The sequence below is a fragment of the Pseudomonas sp. GW821-FHT07G10 genome (assembly GCF_059418545.1).
In genome coordinates this window covers 23576-48570 of record NZ_JBWKQB010000014.1, presented here as the reverse complement: position 1 = coordinate 48570, position 24995 = coordinate 23576, and the positions used below count along the sequence as shown (strand labels likewise).

General features: G+C 59.2%; 20 protein-coding genes. 14 read left to right on the top strand and 6 right to left on the bottom strand.

The window, feature by feature from the left end; translation table 11 throughout:
* Positions 1-427: 427 nt before the first annotated feature.
* The 3 genes from AC07O1_RS16715 to AC07O1_RS16705 form a co-directional block, all read right to left on the bottom strand.
* Positions 428-2680 carry a hypothetical protein gene (locus AC07O1_RS16715; RefSeq protein WP_495089408.1) on the bottom strand — a complete coding sequence of 751 codons (2253 nt, stop codon included), beginning with the start codon at positions 2678-2680 and terminating at the stop codon, positions 428-430.
* Positions 2681-3115: 435 nt separating this feature from the next.
* A complete protein-coding gene (locus AC07O1_RS16710; protein WP_495089407.1) occupies positions 3116-3469 on the bottom strand; it encodes a hypothetical protein in 354 nt (117 codons plus the stop codon).
* 511 nt (positions 3470-3980) lie between these two features.
* Positions 3981-4640 carry a TetR/AcrR family transcriptional regulator gene (locus AC07O1_RS16705; protein ID WP_495089406.1) on the bottom strand — a complete coding sequence of 220 codons (660 nt, stop codon included), beginning with the start codon at positions 4638-4640 and terminating at the stop codon, positions 3981-3983.
* 238 nt (positions 4641-4878) lie between these two features.
* Here AC07O1_RS16705 and AC07O1_RS16700 point away from each other — a divergent pair, with 238 nt between their 5' ends.
* Positions 4879-5904, top strand: a complete 1026-nt coding sequence (locus tag AC07O1_RS16700) for an SDR family oxidoreductase (protein WP_495089479.1) — start codon at positions 4879-4881, stop codon at positions 5902-5904.
* A gap of 111 nt (positions 5905-6015) precedes the next feature.
* On the opposite strand, the gene AC07O1_RS16695 is transcribed toward AC07O1_RS16700, so the two are convergent.
* Complete coding sequence (locus AC07O1_RS16695; RefSeq protein ID WP_495089405.1) at positions 6016-7827, bottom strand: ABC transporter ATP-binding protein; 1812 nt, start codon at positions 7825-7827, stop codon at positions 6016-6018.
* Positions 7828-8104: 277 nt separating this feature from the next.
* On the opposite strand from AC07O1_RS16695, the gene AC07O1_RS16690 reads away from it, so the two are divergent.
* A complete protein-coding gene (locus AC07O1_RS16690) occupies positions 8105-8518 on the top strand; it encodes a VOC family protein (RefSeq protein ID WP_494994785.1) in 414 nt (137 codons plus the stop codon).
* Positions 8519-8630: 112 nt separating this feature from the next.
* Here the strand turns inward: AC07O1_RS16690 and AC07O1_RS16685 are convergent, their stop codons facing one another.
* Positions 8631-10412: a helix-turn-helix domain-containing protein gene (locus AC07O1_RS16685; RefSeq protein ID WP_495089404.1), complete on the bottom strand. Its 1782-nt coding sequence runs from the start codon at positions 10410-10412 to the stop codon at positions 8631-8633.
* A gap of 168 nt (positions 10413-10580) precedes the next feature.
* Here AC07O1_RS16685 and AC07O1_RS16680 point away from each other — a divergent pair, with 168 nt between their 5' ends.
* From AC07O1_RS16680 to AC07O1_RS16625, 12 genes are all read left to right on the top strand, one after another.
* Positions 10581-11180 (top strand): amino acid synthesis family protein, encoded by a 600-nt coding sequence (locus AC07O1_RS16680; RefSeq protein ID WP_494994783.1) that lies wholly within the window; start codon positions 10581-10583, stop codon positions 11178-11180.
* Between the two features lie 131 nt (positions 11181-11311).
* Positions 11312-12289 carry a flavin reductase family protein gene (locus AC07O1_RS16675; protein ID WP_495089403.1) on the top strand — a complete coding sequence of 326 codons (978 nt, stop codon included), beginning with the start codon at positions 11312-11314 and terminating at the stop codon, positions 12287-12289.
* A gap of 22 nt (positions 12290-12311) precedes the next feature.
* Positions 12312-13823 (top strand): aldehyde dehydrogenase, encoded by a 1512-nt coding sequence (locus tag AC07O1_RS16670; protein ID WP_495089402.1) that lies wholly within the window; start codon positions 12312-12314, stop codon positions 13821-13823.
* Positions 13824-13852: 29 nt separating this feature from the next.
* Complete coding sequence (locus AC07O1_RS16665) at positions 13853-14929, top strand: LLM class flavin-dependent oxidoreductase (protein ID WP_494994780.1); 1077 nt, start codon at positions 13853-13855, stop codon at positions 14927-14929.
* A 5-nt stretch (positions 14930-14934) separates the two neighbouring features.
* A complete protein-coding gene (locus tag AC07O1_RS16660) occupies positions 14935-15747 on the top strand; it encodes an alpha/beta fold hydrolase (RefSeq protein ID WP_495089401.1) in 813 nt (270 codons plus the stop codon).
* Complete coding sequence (locus tag AC07O1_RS16655; RefSeq protein WP_494994778.1) at positions 15740-16129, top strand: carboxymuconolactone decarboxylase family protein; 390 nt, start codon at positions 15740-15742, stop codon at positions 16127-16129. The genes AC07O1_RS16660 and AC07O1_RS16655 overlap by 8 nt, the downstream gene beginning before the upstream one ends.
* Before the next feature lie 196 nt (positions 16130-16325).
* Positions 16326-17522 (top strand): quaternary amine ABC transporter ATP-binding protein, encoded by a 1197-nt coding sequence (locus AC07O1_RS16650; RefSeq protein ID WP_495089400.1) that lies wholly within the window; start codon positions 16326-16328, stop codon positions 17520-17522.
* Entirely contained in the window at positions 17515-18411 is an 897-nt protein-coding gene (locus tag AC07O1_RS16645) for an ABC transporter permease (protein WP_494994776.1), read from the top strand. Before AC07O1_RS16650 ends, AC07O1_RS16645 begins: the two co-directional genes overlap by 8 nt.
* Positions 18412-18483: 72 nt before the next feature.
* Positions 18484-19518, top strand: a complete 1035-nt coding sequence (gene proX, locus AC07O1_RS16640) for a glycine betaine/L-proline ABC transporter substrate-binding protein ProX (protein ID WP_495089399.1) — start codon at positions 18484-18486, stop codon at positions 19516-19518.
* A 164-nt stretch (positions 19519-19682) separates the two neighbouring features.
* On the top strand, positions 19683-21170 hold the full coding sequence (locus AC07O1_RS16635) for an NAD-dependent succinate-semialdehyde dehydrogenase (protein ID WP_495089398.1): 1488 nt from the start codon (positions 19683-19685) through the stop codon (positions 21168-21170).
* Positions 21167-22552, top strand: coding sequence for an aspartate aminotransferase family protein (locus AC07O1_RS16630; protein ID WP_495089397.1), 1386 nt, complete (start codon positions 21167-21169; stop codon positions 22550-22552). Before AC07O1_RS16635 ends, AC07O1_RS16630 begins: the two co-directional genes overlap by 4 nt.
* 136 nt (positions 22553-22688) lie before the next feature.
* Entirely contained in the window at positions 22689-23180 is a 492-nt protein-coding gene (locus tag AC07O1_RS16625) for an Lrp/AsnC family transcriptional regulator (protein WP_494994772.1), read from the top strand.
* Positions 23181-23349: 169 nt separating this feature from the next.
* On the opposite strand, the gene AC07O1_RS16620 is transcribed toward AC07O1_RS16625, so the two are convergent.
* Positions 23350-24993, bottom strand: coding sequence for a fatty acid--CoA ligase (locus tag AC07O1_RS16620; RefSeq protein ID WP_495089396.1), 1644 nt, complete (start codon positions 24991-24993; stop codon positions 23350-23352).
* Positions 24994-24995: the final 2 nt, after the last annotated feature.

The window sequence follows — 24995 nt, the reverse complement described above, 5'->3', positions numbered from 1 at the left end:
GGCACGCCCACCGTTGAATTGATGGGGCCGCCTAAATTTGGAAATCGCGGCTTAGCTCGTTCTAAAAAACCGGCACGACGTCATCCGCGCAAGATCACAGAATAGCCACAAAAATGACCAACTCATGGAAAACAGGTCGAAGCCCGGCCCGCAAGGCAGGAGGGAGCCAGATGGCATTCGGTGGGAGGTTAGCTATCAAAAGAAGGAAGCTGCGGGCATAGAACGCGACATCAAAGAAATCGGCGACGAGCAACGTTACGATGCTCGTTAACAGAAGAGCCTGCCGATTCTTGTCCAATTGCTTCACTGGCTGGAGAAACCCCATCCGCAGGTCACCGCACAAAATGCGTTAGGCAACGGGGCTTTTCTGCCGCGCTGACCAGACGCAAACCAAGGCGGACGAATCCAAAGTGAAAGCCAGCATTGGTTATTGCATAGCTTCAATTGACCATGCATTTTCAACTGACACCGCATCCACACCCACAAGATTTACGGCTGCTGCACTGTTCTGATCCGCCTGCACATAAATTTCCTCCCCAGCATGTATAAGGGAAGCCCCCTCAAGAGTATAAGTCCTAGCATTTGCCGTATCTGCATAATAGACCCTAGAGGCTATTAATGATGAAGATGTTCTCCCAATTCCAAGCCTGACACGAGTCCCTACAGGGACGGCTAAAGTTATACACGCTCTAAACCTGTAAACAGCCTCGTAAGGAACTGTAAAACAGCCAGTTGCAGGATTATAGTTACCCCCATGATCATAACTCTTGGTTGGAAAATTTATTTTAGCGCCTACTCCTGGATAGCCGGAATTAGCCACCTGCTGTGAAGTGGTTGCTGTTAAAGCACATCCAACAATACTAGACGTGCTAGCTATCTTCTTTCCTCGCCTAAAAACCTGAACATCCGGAGCGCTACGAGATAGACCAGCTGCAATCTGACTGTCCAATATACCCAGCCCAGCACCATCGACAATATCCAAATTAACTGTCATGCCGGCAATATTAGCGCTGTTATTGCACTCTACAAATTTACCAATTACGGAAAGACTCCCCCCCGCGTCTATTCTATGGATGCCGTTTATAGTCAAGTTAATAACATTTTTAGCGAGGGGTGACACATTATAGCTAATAGTCGGCCAATAAACGGCCGAGGTGTTGGGCCACAATTGGCATCTATGAACGATACGCGACTCTTCAATCGTTAGTATGTTTAGCGCTTCTATATTGTAACCTTTTTCGCAATTATCAAGCTCCACGAACTTGATAGCGGTCCGCCCTCCGTTAAGGAGATCAAACGGAATATCTATAGCCCATCCACGCTGATTGCCCATAGAGATGTGGGCGTATTCACTGGCAACACCAACTCCACGAATCCCACCCGAAATACCATCTATAATACGTGTGAATTTGAATTTGCAGTGGGTAACGCCAACGGAGTTGTCATTGTTCATTCCGTAACCGAGTGAGGCATTGGACTCAACACCATCGAACTCGCAAAAGCTGACATTATGCGGATCCGGGTTATTCCCTGCATAAAGCTTGCGCTCAAAGTGGAGCAAATCGCCGCGTAAACCCTGCCCACGGATATACCCGAAATGAGTTCCACTAAACCCGTAAATTGAAAGACCGTGCCTAGCGGTGGCGGTTGATGTCGGGAACGGATCCACAAAGGTGACACCGCCATGACTGCCACCACGCCACAGCCGGTAAAGTGCCGATGTAGAAGTGCCATTATTGATGCGTAGCATCGGCGCGTTAACATCAGAGGCGGCGACGAAGAAAACCGAACCGTGCCCTGCGGTTTTAATGTGAGGAAAAGGCCGATCAATCCACCCGGAGGAAAAGTCCAGCTGGCCCGGAGTTACCAAATACGTTCCAGCCGTAATAACCCCTGGATGCCCGGTTGATAGACAGTGTGTATAGAACGCCAGAAGCGCTGCGGTCGAATTTGCCAACCCTGAAGGGTCGGCCCCAAAATCATTGACCGCGCTCACCTCTTCCAGCGCTCTCTTATATAGATCCGACTTAATTGATCCATACACGGGATTCTGATAATTGGAGAGGGCCGCACCTCCAGGGCCGGCCATTTCCTGCCGCAACACATCGTCCCCTAGCAGCACAAACGCATCGCTCTCGGTCGTCCAGTCACCGGTCGTTGAATACGGCACTGCAACGAATGACGACAGACGATACGGCCGCCCACCCTTCATGAAATACTGGTTGTGTGCGGTGATTTGCAGTGGGCTGTCCGCGTAGTCGCCGAGCAAGGCGTAGCCGCTGGACTGAAGGAAATGCTCGAACTGCGAGGCACGACTGGCCTGTGCCGCTTCGAACGCTGATTTGCTTTCGGACCGAAATGTTATGAATGTGGATTCGCGATCACCCTGCGCACTTTGAAACTCGCTATTGCGCTGCGTCTGATCCGAATCGAACTCAGCAATCATCCCTGGAATGCTTTTACGATCCACGCTGAACCGATCTGTATACCTTGAGGCGGGCCCATTAGCGAAGTTGTCGATGCTCTTGGCGTTATCGGACAAATCGCGCGGGTCGGTACTGCCGATCGGGTTGCGAGTGTTGTAGCTCATGGTTATCTCGCTCACAGGATAAGCCGCCGGCGCCGCAAATGAAGCGGTACCGAGTGCGCTGATTTTTATCAATTGGCGGCGACTAATCATTGTGATTCAGCCTTCTATATGGGATTGGTCACGATTATATCGGCGAAGCTTTCTGATGGATTCAGGCGAGTGGGTACCGGTCGTCGTAGGTATACACGCGAGCGGCGTAGGGCATGCCCTTCATCGCCACATTGCCCTTCAATGGGTTGGAGCTGCTCGCTCGCACAGAGTAGACCTACTTGCCCGTCGGGCCGAACAGAATATGCGGCGGCTCCAACGTCCAACCGGTATCAAGTATGAAGTCCAGTTCAATAACCGTGACGTGGAAGTCGTTCATCTGGGCGGTGTGACCACCAGGCCAATCTGATTGTCGGTATAGATCGCGTAATCAACCTCTACCCCATTCAGCAGCACCCGGCGGCCTATTAGCCATTCCCCAAGTGTTTCTCACACGCAGAGCGAGCCCAATAGATAACACGTTCAGCGATCCGGAAATCACCTCAATCGACCCTCGACAACAGCCACCGAATAACTCGCGGTGTCCATCGCCAGCTCTTCCTCCACCAGTGCCTCCAGCAAGGCGGCTTGTGCCTCGTAGCGCAGGTCGTGATTAAGCTTTCGTGAAGCGTGCATCTGATCAAGCAGCGCATGGGTCACTTGATAAGGAGTGCTGACTCTCAAGCGCCCCAGCCAGACGGGAATTTTCTTTGCAGCTTTACCTTGCCTGGTACCCACGACGCCCGTCGTCTTATCCGAAGGGGTGTTTTTTGAAACCGCCACTATCTCTTCAAATACATCGGTCAGCTTCTTTAATACATAGCCAAGAATCAAATCATCGAAGGCTTCCAAAAACGTATACCCCTTCGCTTCGTGAAGTCATATTTCGCTAAGTACACGTACCTGCCATCATTACATTACGCTTTATTCGATATGCGTTACTCGACGTTTTCTAACAGCCCCGCCTTCCTTAAACAGCATGACGCCTGGAAGCATTCAGGCGAACACAAACAAATATTTCCGACCTTTTATAACAATCAACCCCAAAACGCAGACATCAAAAAATGGCCGCACCGCTGCCAACGCCAAGACGACGCATCAACTTTTTAACTTAACGGCGTGTTGAATTCCCGAGTTACTTCACAACTGGTGCAACACATGAAGTATGTAGGCGATATTACGGAACTGTTTAGAAGTTTTGGCACCCGCACAGGGAGTTACCAGAAAATACAACCAAACTATAAACACTTCAAAGATGGCCTGGTTACACCGACTCTGGAACCACCAAGCGGGTACTTACAGCTTCCTCCTGACGCACCAGCCAACACGGGTGAGATCGCGGTCAACTCGCACCGCTCGGATTTCAATGGCGAGGACGAACGCTTCCGGTCGATGCTGCCTCGACAACCACGGCACTTTCGATCAGCCCGCGCAGGAACACCAGAATCAGCCGCCCTGACGGATCAGGCTGAGTGCTCACTCTTTGCAGGGCCAGTCCATGGGTCAGCGCCATGAACGCTGCGGCCAGTTCGTCCGGCGCGGCAGGGGGAATGCGCCCGAGCTGGCTGAACAGCTGGCTGACAACGCGACCAATCTCGGCCCGATGCTGATCCCAGACCTTCTGGTATTCAACAGCGAACGTCGAACTGCGGTTGGCATGCAACTGCAGCTCGATGGACAGCATGCACCAATCGGCATCGTGGTTGAGCGTGGAAGCCCAGGTCTCCAATCCCGCGAGCAGCTGTTCCGGCGTTCGTCCGTCACTTTCCATGACCGTGGAAAGTTGCATCGCTTCGGCTTCCATATGCCGGCGCAAAAGCTCCAGCAGGACATCCTCTTTGCTGGAAAAGTTTGAGTAGAAGGCGCCTTGCGAATAGCCGGCCCTGTCTGCGAGATCGCGGATCGATGTGCCGCCATACCCGTTCGATACAAACAGGTGCTGCGCAGTTTCGATCAGGCGTTCACGTGTCTGGGCCCGGCTTTCCTCGCGGGTCAGGCGTTTTCTTGCGGTCTGTGGGTTCATGCGCAAAAAGATATCACATGAACTTTGGGTATCAAACGATGCTTTTGCGCAGGGGGCATAGCCGGATATTGGTATCGCCCGTCAGACGGGCGACACGCCAACCCGGGGTCGACTCCGGCAACCCGTTGACAGCCTCCCCGGGAAATTCAGATATCACTTGATATCTGTCATTACTCTTCGCTACATTTAAAACTCAAATGGACTTTGAAAATCACTCGACATGCAAAATACCAAAAAATTGAAATCCGCTTTCGTTACAGGCGCTACCGGACTGCTCGGCAACAACCTTGTGCGCGAGCTGGTTGCGCGCGGCTTCTCCGTCAAGGCACTGGTCCGCTCACAGGCCAAAGGCCGGCAACAGTTCGCCGGGCTGGCGGGGGTTGAGTTGGTGGTGGGCGATATGGCGGACGTGTCTGCCTTCTCCAGGACGTTGCAAAGGTGCGATGTGGTGTTTCACACCGCCGCCTTTTTTCGAGACAACTACAAGGGGGGCAGCCACTGGAAAGAACTCAAACGCATCAATGTGAACGGGACACAGCGGCTCATCGAGCAGGCTTACCGTGCCGGCATCCGGCACTTCATCCAGACTTCATCCATTGCGGTGCTGAATGGGGAACCGGGCCGACCTATCGACGAGACCTGCCTGCGTGAACTGGCCGATGCCGACGACTACTACCGCAGCAAGATACTGGCCGACCAGGCCGTGCTGTCGTTTCTGGAGCACCATCCTGACATGCATGCCAGCATGGTGCTACCTGGCTGGATGTGGGGCCCCGCGGACATCGGGCCCACCTCATCGGGGCAGTTTGTCAACGACGTGGTTCTTGGCAAATTGCCAGGTCTGGTGCCGGGCAGTTTTTCCGTTGTCGATGCCCGGGATGTAGCACTGGCGCATATCGCGGCGGCAGAGCGCGGACGAAGCGGAGAGCGTTACCTGGCAGCAGGCCGCCACATGACCATGCGGGAACTGGTGCCCCTGCTGGGCAAAATCGCAGGCGTCAAGACGCCGACGCGCGATTTGCCTTTGCCCCTGCTGTACACCTTGGCCACACTCCAGGAACTCTACGCGCGCATCAGCGGCAAACCTGTCCTGCTCAGCCTGGCGACTGTACGGCTGATGGTTAAGGAAACCGGGCGCAGCCACTTCAACCATACCAAGAGCGAAAACGAACTCGCCCTGAAGTTCAGACCGTTTGAGCAAACGGTTGCCGATACGGTCGCCTGGTATCGCAGCCATGATTGGCTACCCAAGGTAACGGCATAAGTCCAGCCATGATGTGGTGGTGTCAGAGTGCAGGTGTTCGATCTGCAGCCCCATGAACTGCCGCCAATGCCTTGACCGTGATTGGCCCGGGGGCCTCATGAAGCTCCCGGTCTATCGATAACCCCGTGCCTGCAAGTCAAACAACTGCGCATAGCGCCCGCCAGCCGCGACCAGGCTGTCGTGATCGCCCCGCTCCAGGATCGTTCCCTGGTCCAGCACGATGATGTGGTCCGCATTGCGCACACTGGAGAAACGGTGAGAAATCAGCAAGGTCATGCGGCCCTGGGTGTGCCGGCTGAAATGCTCGAACACCGCCGCTTCCGCTGCCGGGTCAAGTGCCGAGGTCGGCTCATCCAGAATCAGGATATCGGCGTTGCGGCGCATATAGGCGCGGGACAAGGCGATCTTCTGCCATTGCCCGCCGGACAGTTCCTGCCCACCGGCAAACCATCGTCCCAATTGCGTGGCATACCCTCGATCCAGATGCTCGATGAAGGGTGCGGCCATGCCCTCGGCGGCGGCTTCATGCCAGCGTTTTTCATCGTCAAAGGCCAGGGTGTCGCCCACACCGATGTTCTCGCCCACGGAGAATTGGTAGCGAATGTAATCCTGGAAGATGACGCCGATGCGCCGACGCAGCGCATCCTCTTCCCAGCCCTGCAAATCGCTGCCGTCCAGCAGAATGCGCCCCTGATCGGGGCGATACAAACGGGTCAGCAATTTGATGAGCGTGGTCTTGCCCGAACCGTTCTCACCCACCAGTGCCACACTGCGACCCGGTACAAGGTGCAGGTTGATGCCCTCCAGAGCGGCCCGACTCGCCCCCGGATAGCGAAAACCTACATTCTCGAAACGCACTCCGTCACCGGGCACGACGCCCACGCTCAGGCCACCGGTGTCCACCACCACGGGTTCGGCGAGGTACTCATAGAGGCTCGAGAGGTAAAGCCCGTCTTCATAGAGACCGCTGATGGCGCTCAGACTGCTGCTTACGGCAGCCTGCCCCTGCTTGAACAGCACCAGGTACATGGTCATCTGCCCCAGGCTGATGTTGCCGTGGACGGTATCGACCACCACCCAGGCATAGGCCAGATAAAACGCCCCCGTCCCCAGCAGACCGAGCACAAATCCCCAGCCATCCCGGCGCAGGGTCAGGCGCCGGTCTTCGGCGTAGAGACGGGTGAACGTGTCTCTGTATCGCTGCAACAGCAGCGGGGCAAAACCAAACAACTTGACCTCTTTGATGTAGCCCTCGTGGGAGAGCAGCGTCTCGATGTAATTCTGCTGCCGACTCTCCGGCGCGCGCCGGGTGAACAGACGAAAAGCATCGCCGGAGAAATGTGCTTCGGCGAAAAACACCGGCAACGCACCGACCACCAGCAGCACCAGCGCCCAAGGTGAAAAATGCACCAGCAACAAGCCGAAGCTGATCAGCACAATCAGGTTCTGGATCAGCCCCAGCGACTTGATCACCAGCGCCAACGGCCGGGTCGAGGCTTCGCGCCGCACCCGGACCAACTTGTCGTAAAACTCGGAGTTCTCGAACTGCACCAGGGACAAGGTCTGAGCCTTCTCCAGAATCATGGTGTTGACCTTCTGCCCCAACTGCACCCGCAACAACGACTGCTGGACCGAGAGTGCACGCTGGGTCCCGGACAGTAACGCGAGCACACCGGCTTCAAACAGCACATAACGCACAGCGGGCCACAACGGCGCGCTGCCCTGCCGGGCGTGCAACTGCATGGCGGTCACCACCGCATCGACGATGCGCTGCCCCAGCCAGGCCGCCAACGCCGGCAGCACACCGGCAATCAGCGTCGCCAGCACCAGCCCCAGAAACAGCCCGCGGGACGTTCCCCAGACCAGCAACAAGGCACGTCTCGCCTGGTCGAGCAACGAGGCGAAACGGTCAAGAACAGGCATAGGGCGATGGACTCGGCGGCGGATGGGAGATGGGTGTGTCGGGTTCGTTGATCATGACAATGCACCATGGTACTTCAGCTCGACAACGGGGCGCTCCAGCTAACGCGGGTGTCTGCAGGTGAGGCGATAAGCCTCAGCTGATCCATAGAAAAAACATCTAAAAAAACACAACCGCCCACCGCGATTTAGCGCTTTGCTACTGGGGGTCAACGCCCATCGGAATTCGAGGACAAACCCAACCTCCAGCCGATGCACCCACCATTGCCGGGAGCAGAACATGAAAATCAATCCCTACCTGATCTTCAACGGCGACTGCCAAGCCGCCTTCACTTTCTACGCCCAATGCCTGCCAGGCAAGATCGAAGTCATGATGACCTTCGGCGAAAGCCCGGCTCGCGAGCAAATTCCAGCGAACTGTCACAACCTGATCATGCATACCCGCCTGCTGGTCGGCGATCAGGCAATCATGGGCTCGGACACCACACCCGATCGCCCCACTAACGGTATGAGCGGTTGTTCGATCTCGTTGAATGTCGACAGCGTTGCCGAAGCAGAGCGGATCTTTGCTGCGCTGGCGGACAAAGGGACGATTCAAATGCCGCTGGAAGCCACCTTCTGGGCGGCCCGCTTCGGAATGCTGGTTGATCGCTTCGGTGTGTCGTGGATGATCAATTGCGAAAAGGATCAGTGAACCTGGTTTCAGCCATTCGATAAGGGGACGGCCTTCATCGGTCGCTCCCCTGCCACACCACCCGGCTGTGGGCCGGTGCACTGAAGGGTTCATTTATTTCGAAAACGTCATCCTAGTTATCAATCACCCGTTGCAAATGAATCGCCAACTCCGTGGCAAACCGCCGCTCCGGCGTCTCGACATCAATGCCGAACAGATCCTGAATCCGCGACAGGCGATACCTGAGCGTCGTCACGTGCACTCCCATTGCATCAGCACAGGCCTGACTGCGGCAGCTTTCCCTCAGATAGACGGTCAGTGTTTCGAGGTAAGGCGTCTGGTGTTTGCGGTCATGAGCCAGCATGGCACCGACGCTTTCATTGACGAAGGTACGAATATCTTCACCGCCTACCGCCGCCATGAAGATGGGTATCGGTCCAAAGTCCTGATCGGAGATCGGGCCATTGCGGCCGAACGAACGAGCAATATCGATCAGCCGCCTGCAGCGTTCCCAGGCGGCGGGGTAATCGGTCAGCATCCTGCAGACGCCGCTGGCCAGCAGAATCGGCTCGGCCCCCAGGTAGTGCGCCAGGTCATCGGCAATCTGGCGCTGGACCTTGGCCAGCCGCTCCCGGCCCTTCTCGCCTTCCGAGGGCACCAGGCACACCAGGCCATTGTCGACGATGATCACCGTTGAGTGGATCGCCGCCCGCGCCAGGATTCGTGCCACGTTGTGATGCAGGTTCTTCGACTCTTGGGCCTTGCCGCCGTAATCGATAATGATCATTTGCTGCGCGGTACTGAAGCTGATGCCCAGGCGCTGCGCCCGCTGCTGGATATCATCGGCGTCGCGCCAGCGACCTTCGAGCACCTCGAACAGCAGTTCGGTCTGGGTTCGGGTTTCGAAGCGAAAGCGGATAAAGCTGCGCATCATCTGCACGCTCAAGGCGAACCTGGCGCTTTCCAGCATCAACAGATCCAGCTCATTGACCCGCTGTGCCACAGGGAACAGCACCAGTGCCCCCACCAGCTCGTGATCGACCATCAGCGGCTCGATCTGCGCCCGCAGGGTGAACTGACGCTGGCCGTCGTCGAGGAACAGATTGACCGTACTCCTGAGCGCACTTCTCAAGCTTTCATGCGCGGCCCTGGAGATCTGCACACTCAGCACGCCGGCGACCGCCGCCTGCCAGGCAATGTCATCGAACAACGCCGTATCCGGTGAGCGACCGGCCACCACCTGATTAGCGGTAAAGTCCACCGCAATCACCGGGTTGGGTAACTGGTTGCCGACCATCAGCGACAGCGACGTCACGGAACCGCCGCCCAGCACGTGCTCCAACAAGGTGGTATGCACATGCAACGCCTGCTGCATGCGTTCGGCGGCGCGGCGCTCGGCTTCCAATTGACGCTGACGCTCCACCGCGATGGCGCCCAGATGGATGATCATGCCGAGGAACACCCGGTCTTCCTCTGACACGTCCATGATCGTGCGGGAAATCACGCTGAGTACCATGGGCCGACCATCGAAGTCGGTGCAGTTCATCGGCATCACCATCACCGTACGGTAATCGCGCTCCAGGGATTCGCTGCGATACCCGGGGTACTCGCATTCACGTACGTCGCGGATAAACACCGGCTCATTGCGCTGCAAGGCGGTCATCACCGGGCTGGATGACAGCTCCCAGCAATCCACCAGGGGCCGCTGCACCAGGGTCGGGTCATGGCGGGCAATGACGTGGCCAAAACCGGCCTCCATATCAATGGCCATGATTGAGCTCATGGTCCAGTGGGTGTGACGACAACTGGCGTAGACCAACTGGTGCAGCATCGATTGCAGATCGCCGCCGGAGTTGATCTGGCTGGCCACATCGCGCAACGACAGTATCTGCATTTCTCGATTCAAGGCGCTCACCTGAACATGAAGGTCACGGCAGGAAACTAGCCCGCCAGGCCGGCCTGATACTTGCTCCGGTTCCGAGCAATGTCCAGCTCATTTGCACTGCTGAACCACGGAAGACTCTGTTTCCCTTTGCTCCTAGCCTAAGGCCATAACCAACAGCCACAAGGGCGACGAGTCATCATGAATCTAGAGAATCTGGGCGTCAGGAAGTATTCCACCTTTATCGAGCAAACCTTTATCGAAGGCGGCAAGGACGCCGGCAAGCCAATCACCCTGATCGTCGTGGCCGCCGTGCTGAAAAACCCCTGGGCCGGCCAGGGTTTCGTGGAAAACCTGCGCCCGGAGATCCTGCGCCTGGCCCCGGGCCTGGGCCATGAGCTGACCCGCCGCCTGATAGCGCTGATGCCGGGCGACCAGGTCGAAGCCTTTGGCAAGGCCGCCTGCGTCGGGGTCAACGGGGAAATCGAGCATGCCTCCGGGCTGATCCACACCCTGCGCTTTGGCAACCTGTTCCGCGAGGCGGTGCAAGGCACGGCCTACCTGAGCTTTACCAACACTCGCAACGCACCCGGTGCCCTGCTCTCCCTGCCAATGGTGCACAAAAGCGAAACCGGCAAGCGCTCGCATTTTCTCACCGCCAATTTCCAGATCGCCGATGCACCGGGGCCGGACGAAGTCCTGATCGCCATCGGTGCCGCCGACGGCTCGCGCCCGCACCCGCGTATTGCCGACCGCTATCAGGACATGGCGGAGATGGAAGCGGAAAGTCCAAAGGACTGAAACACCCCCCTTCGGACCGCAGCAAAACTTCTGCTGCGGTTGCTCTTGATCGACGCAAGCCCAGCGGTTTTCTTCCCCGTAGGCTTGCTGCAAACCATAAGAAACACGCCCTTAAAAACAGGAGTACTCCGATGCCGAGCACCATGGTCAGCGCCAACGTTGCAGCCGTCGATCCTGGCGCCTTGCGTCAGGCCTTCGGCACCTTCGTTACCGGGGTTACCGTCATCACCACCCATGACACCGAGGGCAACCCACGGGGCATGACGGCCAATTCGTTTACCTCAGTCTCCCTTGACCCGCCGCTGCTCCTGGTGTGCGTCGGCAAGTCGGCGGCCAGCTACGCCTCGTTCGCCAGCACCGAACACTTCGCCGTCAACTTGCTGCATGAAGGGCAAGTGGACGTCTCGGGCACGTTTGCCTCCAAGTCACCGGACAAGTTTCACACCGTCAACCACGACAAGGTCCACACCGGCGCGCCAATTCTCACCGACAGCCTGACCTGGTTCGATTGCACCGTGGACCAGCGCATCGAAGCCGGCGACCACCTGGTGCTGATCGGCCAGGTCCGCGCCTTCGGCACCAGCCCCAAGCTGCCGCTGTGTTTTTGCCGGGGTCGCTACGCCAACATCCAGGACCCGCTGCCGGCCAGTTGGCTGGACTCTCACAAGATGATCATCGGCTACCTGATCGAAGCCGGCGACGCGATTCTGTTCCGCGCCGATGGCAAAGGTGGCTGGACCCTGCCCGTGGCGGGCAAGCGCAAGGGCTTCATTGACGCGGGCCAGAGCACCCTGCCGATCGAACTGGAATCGACCTTTCTGTACTCGGTGTTCGATGTCGACGACACCGACCCCGGCTACCTGATCTACCGCGCCCAACTCGGGCAGCTCGACGCCGAGTTGCCCGACACCCTGCGTTTCTTCTCCCTGGACGACTTGCCCATCGAGCTGATGCCGGTCAACGAATTGCGTTCAGTGGTGCGCCGCTACGCCCGCGAGCGCCAGAACCAGCAGTTCGGCATTTACACCGGCTCCGCCGCCAGCGGCCGGGTGGCAATGATCGAAAACACCCCGCTGCCACACGCAGCACTGGCCCACGAATCCCTTTGACACGCACCCACAGGACTCTTGCATGAAAACCACGGTCAGCGCCCTTGAGGGCAATCGCCTTAACCTGTTTATCGACGGCCGCTTCGTCGCCCCCAACAGCGCGACTTATGTCGATAGCTTCGACCCTACGACCGGCCAGGCCTGGTATCAATTCGCCCAGGCAGATGCCAGCGACGTGGACCATGCCGTCGCGTCGGCCCAGCGCACTTTCAACGACCCGCAATGGCGCAACCTGACGCCCACCGCGCGGGGCAAATTGCTCTATCGCCTGGCCCAACTGGTGGCGGAAAACGCCGAAGCCCTGGCCCTGCTGGAAACCCGCGACAACGGCAAGCTGCTGCGGGAAATGCGCGCCCAGATGAGCGCCCTGCCGGACGCCTATACCTACTTCGCCGGCATGGCTGACAAGCTGCAAGGCGAAACCATCCCGGTCAACAAGCTCAACCAGCTCAACTACAGCACCCGTGAACCCTTGGGCGTGATCGGCATGATCACCCCATGGAACTCGCCGCTGATGCTGCTCACCGGCACCCTCGCGCCATGCCTGGCCATCGGCAACACCGTGGTGATCAAACCGTCCGAGCATGCCAGCGCCTCCACCCTGGCCCTGGCCGAACTGGTGATCGAAGCCGGCTTCCCGGCAGGCGTGGTCAACGTCGTCACTGGCAATGGTGTGGTCACCGGCGATGCCCTGACCCGCCATCCAGGCATCGCCAAATATGTGTTCACCGGCAGCACGGACACCGGGCGGCGCATCGCCGGCAATGCGGCGAACAACCTGGTGCCATGCCAGATGGAACTGGGCGGCAAGTCACCCCACGTGGTGTTTGCCGATGTCGACATCGACAAGGCGGTCAACGGCGTGGTCTCTGGCATCTTCGCCGCGGCCGGGCAAAGTTGCGTCGCCGGCTCGCGCTGCTTTGTCGAAGCGCCGATCTATGACAGGTTCGTTGAAGCCCTGGTGGCCCGTACCCAGCGCATCAACGTCGGCCACCCCATGGAAGAACACACCGATATCGGCCCGCTGGCGCTGCAAGCCCAGTTGCAAAAACTGGAGGGTTACATCGCCAGCGGCGTGAAACAGGGCGCGCAGACGGCCATCGGTGGCAAACGCCCCACCGCCTCGCACCTGTCCGAAGGCTGGTACTTCGAACCTACCGTCATGGCCAACGCCACCAACGACATGCCCTTCATGCGCGACGAACTGTTCGGCCCCGTGGTGGGCGTCATGCCGTTCACCTCGGAAGAACAGATGATCAGCCTGGCCAACGACACCTCCTACGGCCTGGCCTCGGGGATCTGGACCCAGAACATCGATCGCGCCATGCGCTTCGCCAATCGGATCGACGCCGGCACGGTGTGGATCAACACCTACCGCAGCGCCGCCTACATGTCTGCCAATGGCGGCTTCAAGCAGAGCGGTTACGGCCGTCGCGGGGGCTTTGACGTGATGCGCGAGTTTTCCCGGGCCAAGAATGTGGTCATCGATTACTCCGGCGAGATGCAGGACCCCTTCGTCATTCGCCTGCGCTGATCAAGCCTTCGTTATTCAAGGAGCTACCCATGAAATTTGCCGTGTCGTTGAGCATGGAACGTTTTTCCCCCGACGTGCCCATGCAGACCGTAATGGCCAACCTGCTGGAACTGGCCACGATCGCCGATGAAGGCGGCTTCGAAACCCTGTGGACTTCGGAGCACCACACCCTCGAATGCACCATCGCCCCCAACCCGTTCCAGACCCTGGTGTGGCTGGGCCAGCACACCCAGCGCATTCGCCTGGGCACCGCGACCCTGGCAGCCGCCTATTGGCACCCGATCCGCCTGGCGGGCGAAGCGGCGCTGTGCGATCACCTGACCAACGGACGCCTGGAATTCGGCATTGCCCGCGGTTCTTATCAGTATGAATTCGACCGCATGACCCCCGGCCTGCAACAGCAGGAAGGCGTGGGCTATATGAAGGAACTGGTGCCAGCGGTGCAAAAGCTCTGGGCCGGGGATTACGCCCATGACGGCCACTACTGGAAGTTCCCGCAGACGGCCGCTGTGCCCAAACCGTTGCAAAAGGATCACCCGCGCATCTGGGTCGCCGCTCGGGATCCGGGCACCTTCGACTGGGCGGTGGGTATCGGCGCCAACATCCTCTCTACCCCACTCTCGGCACCGGCCGCTGAAATCGCGGTGCTGGGGGAGAAGTTCAACAAGGCCGTGGCCGACAATCCCCATGTACCGCGTCCGCGCTTCATGATGCAGCGCCGTACCTGCGTGTATGCCAAGCCAGAAGATTGGGAGTTGCCAGTGCGCCACAGCATGGACTTTGGCCGCGCCTTCGAAAACCTGATGCAGAACGTCGGCACCGTGCACAACGGTTTCCCTGAAGCCGTGCCCTTTGAAAGCGTGCGGGGCAAGGAGAATTACAACCCGGAAAACCTGCGGCGCAACCTGATGTTCGGTACCCCGGATGAGATCATCGAGAAGTTGCTCGATTACGAAGCCGCCGGTGTCGACCAGTATTGCCTGGGCCTGACCTTCAACCTGCCGTTCGAATTGCAGAAGCAGACGCTGCGCCTGTTTATCGATGAAGTGATGCCGGTATTCGCCGAGCGCGAGCGCGCCAAACGTCGCGAACAGGTCACGGGGTAAGCGCCATGAGCGATACACAACGATTCAGCGTGGCCAACGTCACCCTCAACTATCGCCTCGATGGCCAGGGACCGCGCCAGCTGATCTGCATCCACGGTGTCGGCTCACGCCTTGAGGCCTGGCGCGATGTGGTGGAGCACTTGAAAGAGTACTTCACCATCCTGACCTTCGACCTGCGCGGCCACGGCCAGTCATCCCGCACCCAGGGTCGTTATGAAATCGATCACCTGGTGGGTGAAGCCCTGGCCCTGGCCGAGCATGTCGGCTTCAAGCGCTTCGACCTGGCCGGCTTCTCGTTGGGTGGGCTGATCGCCCAACGCCTGGCCCTGACCCATCCGGCACGGGTTCAGCGCCTGGTGCTGCTGTCGACGGTCGCCGGGCGTAACGCTCAAGAGCGCGAACGGGTGCAAGCCCGCCTGGCGGCCTTGCAAGCCGGTGAGCCCGTCGCGCACTACGAAGCGTCACTGTCGCGCTGGCTGACGGAGGACTTTCAAGCGCGCAACCCTGAAGCCGTCACCCGCTTGCGCCAACACAATGCCGACAACGACCCGGGCTGTTACGCGGCGGCGTATCGGGTGCTGGCGGAGTCGGACTTCGGCGAACAGCTATCGCAGATCCGCTGCCCGACGCTGATTGCCACGGGGGCCGACGATGCGGGTTCCAACCCGAGAATGGCCGCGTTCATGCACGAACGCATCAAAGGCTCACACCTGAAAATCCTGCCGGGGTTGCGCCACTGCATCCTGATCGAAGCGCCAGAACAGGTGGCTTTGATCATGCGCGACTTCCTGGTTGATTCGGAGACACATCATGGATAAGTCATTGCAAGCCCAAGGTGAAACGGTTCGCCGCCAGGTCCTGGGTAACGCTTACGTCGACCAGGCTTTGGGCAAGGCCGACGATTTTTCCCGGCCCTTCCAGGCCGTGCTCAACGAGTACTGCTGGGGCATGGTCTGGACCGACGACGCCCTGGACCTCAAGCAACGCAGCCTGCTGAACCTGGGCATGCTGGCGGCGCTGGGCCGGATGGACGAGTTCGGCACCCACTTCTGTGGGGCCATACGCAACGGCCTCAGCGACGAGGAGCTGCGCGCCGCGCTGGTACAGATCGCGGTGTACTGCGGCGTGCCGGCGGGTGTCGAAGCCTTTCGTGTCGCCCGCAAAGCGCGGGAAACCATGAGTCAGGAGGAGCAATCATGATTTTGCGACCGACTGACGCCTCACTCTTGCACTCGCCACGCCGCTCATGCTGTAAGTGCCATCGCACAACAACAAGAAATTTTTGAGACTGCACCTTTGCGTCACTAACACCTGAATGACCCTGACTGCCAGTAGCCCAAAAATTTCTATTAATGAAGTTTTCCGCAGATTGCAAAATAACAATTGGAGGCAATTGGTGAGCGAACGACTGAAGATTGAGAACCTCTACAAAGTCTTTTCCTCTTCGCCAGACAGAGCCATGCAGCTCTTGACGGACGGGGTCAGCAAAGACCGAATCCTGGCCGAGACCGCCACCGTGGTCGGCCTCAATAACGTATCGCTGTCCATTCCCAGTGGCGCGATCTACATGATCATGGGCCTGTCCGGCTCGGGGAAATCCACCCTGGCACGCTGCATCAATCGCTTGAACGAACCGACGGCGGGCAAGATCCTGCTCGACGGTGAAGACCTGGTGACCTTGAACGAAAAAGAGCTGCGGGAAGTCCGACGAACGCGCATCTCCATGGTGTTCCAGCACTTCGCGCTGCTGCCAAACAAAACCGTGATCGAGAACACCGAGTTCGGCCTCAAGCTGCGAGGCATTCCTGCGGCCCAGCGGCGTAAACGCGCCGAGGAAGTCCTGGCAATCGTCGGCCTGGCCAAGTGGGCCGATCACCATCCCCATGAACTCTCCGGCGGGATGCGCCAGCGAGTCGGCCTGGCCCGTGCCCTCACCACCGACGCCGATGTGTTGATCATGGATGAAGCCTTCAGCGCCCTCGATCCGCTGATTCGCACGGAAATGCAGGACGAGTTGCTGCGCCTGCAACGGACCCTGAAGAAAACCATCCTGTTCATCACCCACGACTTTCAGGAAGCCCTGAAGCTGGGCACGCGCATTGCGATCATGGCCGACGGCCAAGTCGTGCGCGAGGGCACGCCCCAGGAAATCGTCATGGACCCCGGCAGCGACTATGTGGCCGCGTTCACTCGGGAGGTGGATCGCTCCCGGTTGTTTGATGCCCGCTCGATCATGGAAACCGCCGACACCCTGCTGGTACAGGGCGACACCCGCATTGTCGGCAGTGAGAGTTCCGGCGCGTTCGTCCTCAATGCCAGCGGCAAAGCGGTCGGCGTGCTGGATTCAGGTGCGCTGCTGGCCATCGGCGGCGGTGCCGATGCCCTGCAACGCCTGTCGACTCAGTTTGTCAGCGTGCGGGCCAACGCCAGGCTGGTGGAAGTGGCACGCCAGCTCAAACCAGGCCTGCCGGTGGCCGTGGTCGATGGCGAGGGGCTGTTTGTCGGCACCCTGAACACTGCCCACATTCTCGATTGTATCGCCAGCGTCCCGTCCCATCGCCCATCCGCTGCGGAGGTTGCACACCATGCTTAGTTCAGAAGACCTTGCCGTTTTCCCCGTGGACCAATGGATCAGCCAGGGCGTCGAATGGCTGGGCATTCATTTGCGGCCGATGTTCCAGGCGATTCGCTGGCCGGTGGAACATCTGCTGGCGTTGAGCGACAGCGTGATCCACGCCATTCCCTTCCCGATCATGGTGCTGCTGATGTTCCTCGTGGCCTACCGCGCCGCGAGCCTGGGGGTGGCGCTGTTCAGTGCCGTCGCCCTGGTGATCATCGCCGCCCTGGGTGTGTGGGACGAGGCCATGACTACCTTGTCGCTGATCACCACGGCGATTGTGATCTGCATGCTCATCGGGATTCCGGTGGGCGTCTGGTGCGCCCGCAGCGAACGGGTCTGGGGCGTGATGCGGCCGATCCTCGACATCATGCAGACCACGCCGACCTTCGTGTACCTGGTGCCAGTGGTGATGCTGTTTGGCGTGGGCACCGTATCAGGTGAAGTGGCGGTGGTGATTTCCGCCTGCCCGCCGCTGATCCGCTTTACCTACCTGGGCATCCGCATGGTGGAAACGGAACTCGTTGAAGCGGGCCAGGCCTTTGGTGCCGATCGCCAGCAGTTGCTCTGGGAAATCCAGTTGCCCCTGGCGATCCCGACCATCCTCGGCGGCCTCAACCAGACGGTCCTCACGGCCATGGTGATGTCGGTGGTGGTGGCGATGATCGGCGCCGAAGGCCTGGGCCTGGTGGTATTGCAAGGCCTTGGACGCATGGACGTGGGCCGGGCGGCGGTGGGCGGGATCGCCATTGTGCTGCTGGCGATGATGCTCGACCGCATCACCCAAAACCTGGCGCAACCGACTCCGCGCAAACGCAAATCGCTGTTCAAGCGACTGCTCAATCCGCGTCCGGTCAACGCATAAGAAAAAGAAATCATGAATGCCAGTTATTGACTGCCAACCCTTAACCATAACGAGAAAAAGAAAGAGGAAATCATGATGCATCCATTCAAAGCCTTGCTTGGATTTGCAGCAACGTTGTCCCTGGTGGGCCTGGCCTGCACGCAGGTGTTGGCCGAGGACCTGCCGGGCAACGGCAAGACCATCCGCTTTGTGCAGTCGGAAAGCACCGGCGGCAACTACGTCATCACCAAAATCGCCATCGAAGCCAGCAAGCGCCTCGGTTACGCGACCAGGTTGAGCACCGTCAACACCACGCTGTTTTTCCCGGCGGCGGCCCAGGGCGACCTGGACCTCTCGATGGACGTGACCCTGCCTCAGCTGCAACCCAGCTTTGACAAGGTCAAGGACCGTATCGAGGTGGTGGGCAGCGGCTCCATCACCGGCGCCGGCTACAACGGTTACATGATCGACAAGAAAACCGCCGACGCCTACCACATCACCAGTCTGGAACAGTTGAAAGACCCGAAGATCGCCGGGCTGTTCGGCAAGAACGGCAAGGCTGACCTGATCAGCTGCGATCCGGGTTGGGGCTGCGGCGATGTGGTCGACTATCAGCTCGACAAGTTCGGCCTCAAGGCCACCGTCAATCCGGTGCGCGGCAAATATGAAGCGCTGATGTTCGAAAACGTCGCCCGTCTCAAGCGCGGCGAGCCGGTATTTTTCTATGCCTGGGCGCCGTCGTGGATGACCAACACCATGGTGCCGGGCAAGGACGTGGTATGGCTGCCGACACCGTTCGATGCCTTGCCTGGCAATGTACCGAGCACAGTTTCGGCGTTGACCCCAGGGGTGGCCGGTTGCGCCGGCGGCGCCGACCCTTGCCGCATGGCCATGGCCGCATGGAACTGGTACGCGATCGGCAACAAGCAATTTGTCGCTGCCAACCCGGCCGTCAAGGCCCTGGTGGATCAGATGACATTCTCCCAGGCAACCTGGAGCTACTGGGAAAAAACCATCAGCCAGGATGGCTCCAGCGAACGCAATATTCGCAAGTTGGCTGATGACTGGATGAGAGAGAACAAAGCGACGATGGATGGGTGGGTTGCCATGGCCAAAGCCGCTAAATAGACCCGGATACCTTGTGGTGAGGGGGGGTTCCCGCTCACCACAAAAACCTCTGTTTGACGGCCTGCAATCAGAAAAAAACCGCTGCCGTCCCCCCGCCAAACCTCCAAACACCACTACCGCCCTGCCCTAGCATGTTCCCACTCAGACGATTTGGAGTGAACGCCATGACCTACAAACATCCGCTACTGTTCAAAGCCCTGTGCTACGTCGACGGGCATTGGGTCCACAGTGACAGCGGCCGCAGCATCGCCGTGCATGATCCGGCAAACCAGAAGTTGATTGGCCATGTGCCCCTGCTCGACCAACCGCAGATTGTCGCGGCGGTCGACGCGGCACACCGGGCGTTTGCAGGCTGGCGCGAATTGAGCCTGGATGCTCGCGCCACGATTCTGCGGCGCTGGGCCGCGTTGATCCTTGAGCACCAGGAGGACCTCGCGCGCATTCTCAGCCAGGAGCAAGGCAAACCCCTGGCCGAATCCCGCGGCGAAATCGCCTACGCCGCAAGCTTCATTCCCTGGTTCGCCGAAGAAGCCCGGCGCCTCTATGGGCATAACATTCCCAGCCATATCCCCGGCGCGCACCTGGGCACCGTCAAGGAACCGGTGGGCGTGTGTGCACTGCTGACCCCCTGGAATTTCCCGTCGGCAATGATCACCCGCAAAGCGGCCGCCGCACTCGCCGCCGGTTGCACGGTGGTGATCAAGCCGGCCCATGAAACGCCGTATTCGGCCTTTGCCCTGGCGCAGTTGGCGGAAGAAGCGGGCTTCCCGGCGGGTGTGTTCAACGTGGTGCTGGGCGAGCCGCAAATGGCCATGCAAACCCTGGTTCAGGACAGTCGCGTGCGCTCGGTCAGCTTCACCGGCTCGACCCGGGTTGGCAAGTTGGTCCTGCAAGCAGCGGCCCAGGATGTGAAGAAGGTGTCGCTGGAACTGGGCGGCAATGCGCCGTTCATTGTCTGCGCCGATGCCGATCTGGAACTGGCGGTAAAAGTCGCGGTAGAGGCCAAGTTCCAGAGCTGCGGCCAGGATTGCTGCGCGGCCAACCGGATCATGGTTGAACGCTCGATTTACCCGGCTTTCCTCAGCCGCTTTGCTGCCGCCGTGCGTGAACTGCGGGTCGGCCCGGCGCTGATGGGCGAGCAAGAGCAACACATCGACATCGGCCCGCTGATGCACCAGGCCGCCTTCGATGTGACCGCCGAGCGGGTGGCCGACGCGCTGCAACAGGGCGCGCAACGTCTGGTGGGCGGCGAGGCTCACGCCCTCGGTGGATTGTTCTACCAGCCGACGGTACTGGCCGACGTCACGCCGCAGATGCGTATCTACCGCGAAGAAAACTTTGCGCCAATCGCCGGGGTGATGCCGTTCGACACCCTTGAGCAGGCCATCGAAATGGCCAACGACACCGAATACGGTCTGGCCGCCTACATTTGTTCCAACCGCCTGGACCTGATCTACCCGCTGATCCGCCGACTCGACCACGCCATGGTCGCGGTCAACGGCGTCAAATTCACCGGCCATCCCATCCCGTTCGGTGGCATGAAAGCCTCGGGGCTGGGCCGTGAAGGCGGCGCCGAGGGCTTCGAAGCCTTTGTCGAAAGCAAATATTTTTGTCTGCACCATCAAGGCCAGTTCCAAGGAGATCCGCTATGAATCAAGAACTCGAATCGTTGTTCGAACAAGACCGTGCGCATTTCATGCACCCCTCGACCCATGCCCATGACCACGCCAGCGGCGCGCTCAAGGGACGTATCATCAAGAGTGCATCAGGTATCCGCATTCGCGACCATGAAGGGCGCGAGTTCATCGACGCCTTTGCCGGGCTGTATTGCGTGAACATCGGCTACGGCCGCACCGAAGTCGCCGACGCCATCTACCAGCAGGCCAAGGAACTGGCCTACTACCACACCTACGTCGGCCATTCGAGCGAGGCGATCATCGAGCTGTCGAGCCGCATCATGGACTGGGCGCCTGAAGGGATGAAAAAGGTCTATTACGGCCTGTCCGGTTCCGACGCCAACGAAACCCAGATCAAACTGGTGCGCTACTACAACAACGTGCTGGGGCGGCCGCAGAAGAAGAAAATCATCTCCCGTGATCGCGGCTACCACGGCTCGGGCATCATGACCGGCAGCCTGACCGGGCTGGCGGCGTTCCATCAGCATTTCGACCTGCCTTCACCGTGCGTCAAACACACCGTTTGCCCCCATTGGTACCGCAAAGCCCCGGCCGGTATGGACGAGTCTGCATTCGTCCGCTATTGCGCCGACGAGCTGGAGAAAATGATCCTCGCCGAAGGCCCCGATACCGTCGCCGCGTTCATTGGCGAACCGGTCATGGGTACCGGCGGCATCGTGGTCCCTCCCGCCGGTTACTGGGCGGCGATTCAAGCGGTGCTGAACAAATACGACGTGTTGTTGATCGCCGACGAAGTGGTCTGCGCCTTCGGCCGCCTGGGCTCGAAGATGGGCAGCCAGCGCTATGGCATGCATCCGGACCTGATCACCACCGCCAAGGGCCTGACCAGCGCCTATGCACCGCTGTCGGCGGTGATCATCGGCGAGAAGGTCTGGAGCGTGATTGAAAAGGCTTCAACCAATGAAGGCGCCATGGGCCATGGCTGGACCTACTCCGGGCACCCGATCTGCGCCGCGGCCGCCCTGGCCAACCTCGACATACTGGAACGGGAGAACCTCACGGCCAATGCCGAGCAGGTCGGTGGCTACCTGAACCGCCGCTTGCGCGAAACCCTGGAAGGCCACCCGCTGGTGGGCGAAGTGCGCGGCGACGGCATGCTCGCCGCCGTCGAGTTCATGGCCGACCGTGAGCAACGCACGCCGTTTGACGCTGCCTTGAAAGTCGGCCCGAAAGTCTCGGCCGCCTGCCTCGAACGCGGCATGATCGCCCGGGCCATGCCCCATGGTGACATCCTGGGCTTCGCGCCACCGCTGATCCTGACCGAGGAAGAAGCGGACCTGATCGTCGACATCACCAAAAGCGCGATTGACCAAGTGGCCAATGAGGTGCTGGGCTGATGCTTCTGTAGGAGCGAGCTTGCTCGCGATGGTCGTGAATCTGATGCGTTTCGTCAGAATGCACGCGTAATCGTTAACGTCCATCGCGAGCAAGCTCGCTCCTACATGACCCATGCGCCTGCGGAGTTCGTTCACGATGCACAAGCTTGATCGTTATGACCTGAAAATCCTGCGCATCCTCTCCGAGGACGGACGCATCACCAAGTCGAACCTGGCCGAGGCGATCAACCTGTCGGTGACGCCGGCCTGGGAACGTGTGCGCAAGTTGGAAAGCGCGGGCCTGGTGAAGGGTTACCGCGCCTTGATCGACTGGAACCAGGTGTTCAAGAGCCAACAGTTACTGGTGGAAATCACCCTGGCACGTCACACGGCACAGGACATGCGCCGCTTCGAACAGCGCATGACCGACGCTGCCGAAGTGGAGTTCTGTTATGCCACCGGCGGCGGCGTGGATTACATCGCAATGATCCGGGCGCCGGACATTGATCAGTACCAGCGCTTTATCGATCAGTTGCTGCTGGAAGACCTGGGCATCGAGCGCTACTTCACCTACATCGTGACCAAGACCATCAAGACCGGCGGGGCGTTGCCAGCTCAGGCGTTGAACCTTTTACCTTCCAGTGACTAATGCCAGGCGACAGGCCAACCCCAGGAAAACCACACCCAGCAATTGATCAAGGCGCCTGGCTACCCGCAAATTGCCCGTGATCCGGCTTCTGAGCCTGGTCGCCAGCACCTTAATCCGGGTCACGATGAGTTGGTCACCAGCCCCTGCCTGAAAATATCCGCCGCGCCCTTCAGCTCAATTCGCGTTCCCGGATGAGCTTCTTATTGATCTTCCCGACGCTGGTTTTAGGGATCTCGGCGACGAACTTGAACTGCTTGGGGATCGCCCATTTGTTGATGCGGCCACGCTCGACAAACTGTTGCAGGTGAGCCTCCAGCATCTTGCGGTCGAGATACTGCCCAGGCTCGCACACCACAAGCGCCATGGGCCGTTCGCCCCATTGCTCATCGGCAATGCCCACGACCGCGACCGACATGACGGCCGAGTGCTCGCTGATCAGGCTCTCCAGTTCCAGGGAGCTGATCCACTCCCCTCCGGTCTTGATGACATCCTTGATCCGGTCTTTGATTTCCACCCCTCCCAAGGCGTCGATAGAGGCCATGTCACCGGTGTGCATCCAGCCGTTATGCCACAACTCGGCGCCCTTTTCGGGCTCCTTCAAATAACCTTGAGTCAGCCAGGGTGCACGTACCACGATCTCGCCCAGGGACTCACCGTCATGAGGAACGTCATTGCCACTGGCATCAATGATTTTCAGATCGACCATCGGCACGGGCATCCCGGTCTTGATGCGAATGGCCAACTGGGTTTGTGTGGATAATTCCAGCTCCTCATCACGCAGGTACGTCGTGCAAAGCAACGGACAGGTTTCCGACATGCCGTAACCACTGTGTACCTGAATACCTTTGGCGCTCGCTTCGCTGGCAATACCCAGCGTCAGGGCGCTGCCCCCCAGGAGCATTTTCCAGCCATCGAAACGGATCTGCGCCGCCTCCTCGCAACCCAGGATCATTTGCAATATGGTCGGCACGCAATGGGAGAACGTAACGTTCTCCTCTCGGTACAGCCTGACCAGACGGTTGGGCTCATAACGACCGGGGTACACCTGCTTGAGCCCCATCAGGGTGGCAACATAGGGCACCCCCCAGGCATGCACGTGAAACATCGGTGTGATGGGCATGTATACATCGTCGGAGCGCAGCAGCGGCAGACCTTGATAGACACCCAGCGTGCCCACGGCATTCAGTGTGTGCAGCACCAACTGGCGGTGAGTGAAATACACCCCTTTAGGGTCGCCGGTAGTCCCTGTGGTGTAGAAAAGGGTCGCCACCGAGTTTTCATCAAAGTCAGGAAACTCGTACTGGTCTGCCGCCTGGGCCAGCAACTGCTCATACTCCCCCAACACCGGCAAAGACGTGTCGGCGGCCTTGTCGTCAGTGAGCTGCAGGTAGCCTTTGACGGTACTGAACTGCCCCTGAATCTGCTCGATCAAGGTCAGGAAATCATCATGCACCAGCACCAGATCATCCTCGGCGTGGTTCATGGTGTAGAGCACCTGATCCGCAGAGAGACGAATATTCACGGTATGCAGCACCGCGCCGATCATCGGTACGGCAAAGAAACATTCCAGGTAGCGATGACTGTCCCAGTCGAGCAGTGCCACGGTATCCCCGGCCTTGACGCCGGCCGCCGTCAAGGCGTTGGCCAGTCTGCGTATCCGCTGGTTGAGCGTCTGGTAGCTGTAGCGCAGCTTGTCGGCATACACGATCTCCCGGCCCGGCTCGTAGCGCACCCCTGACAGCAACAATTGCTTGATCAGCAAGGGATAGGTATACGCGCCGTGGGCGGGAGGAATTATTTTTGTCGCCATCATGG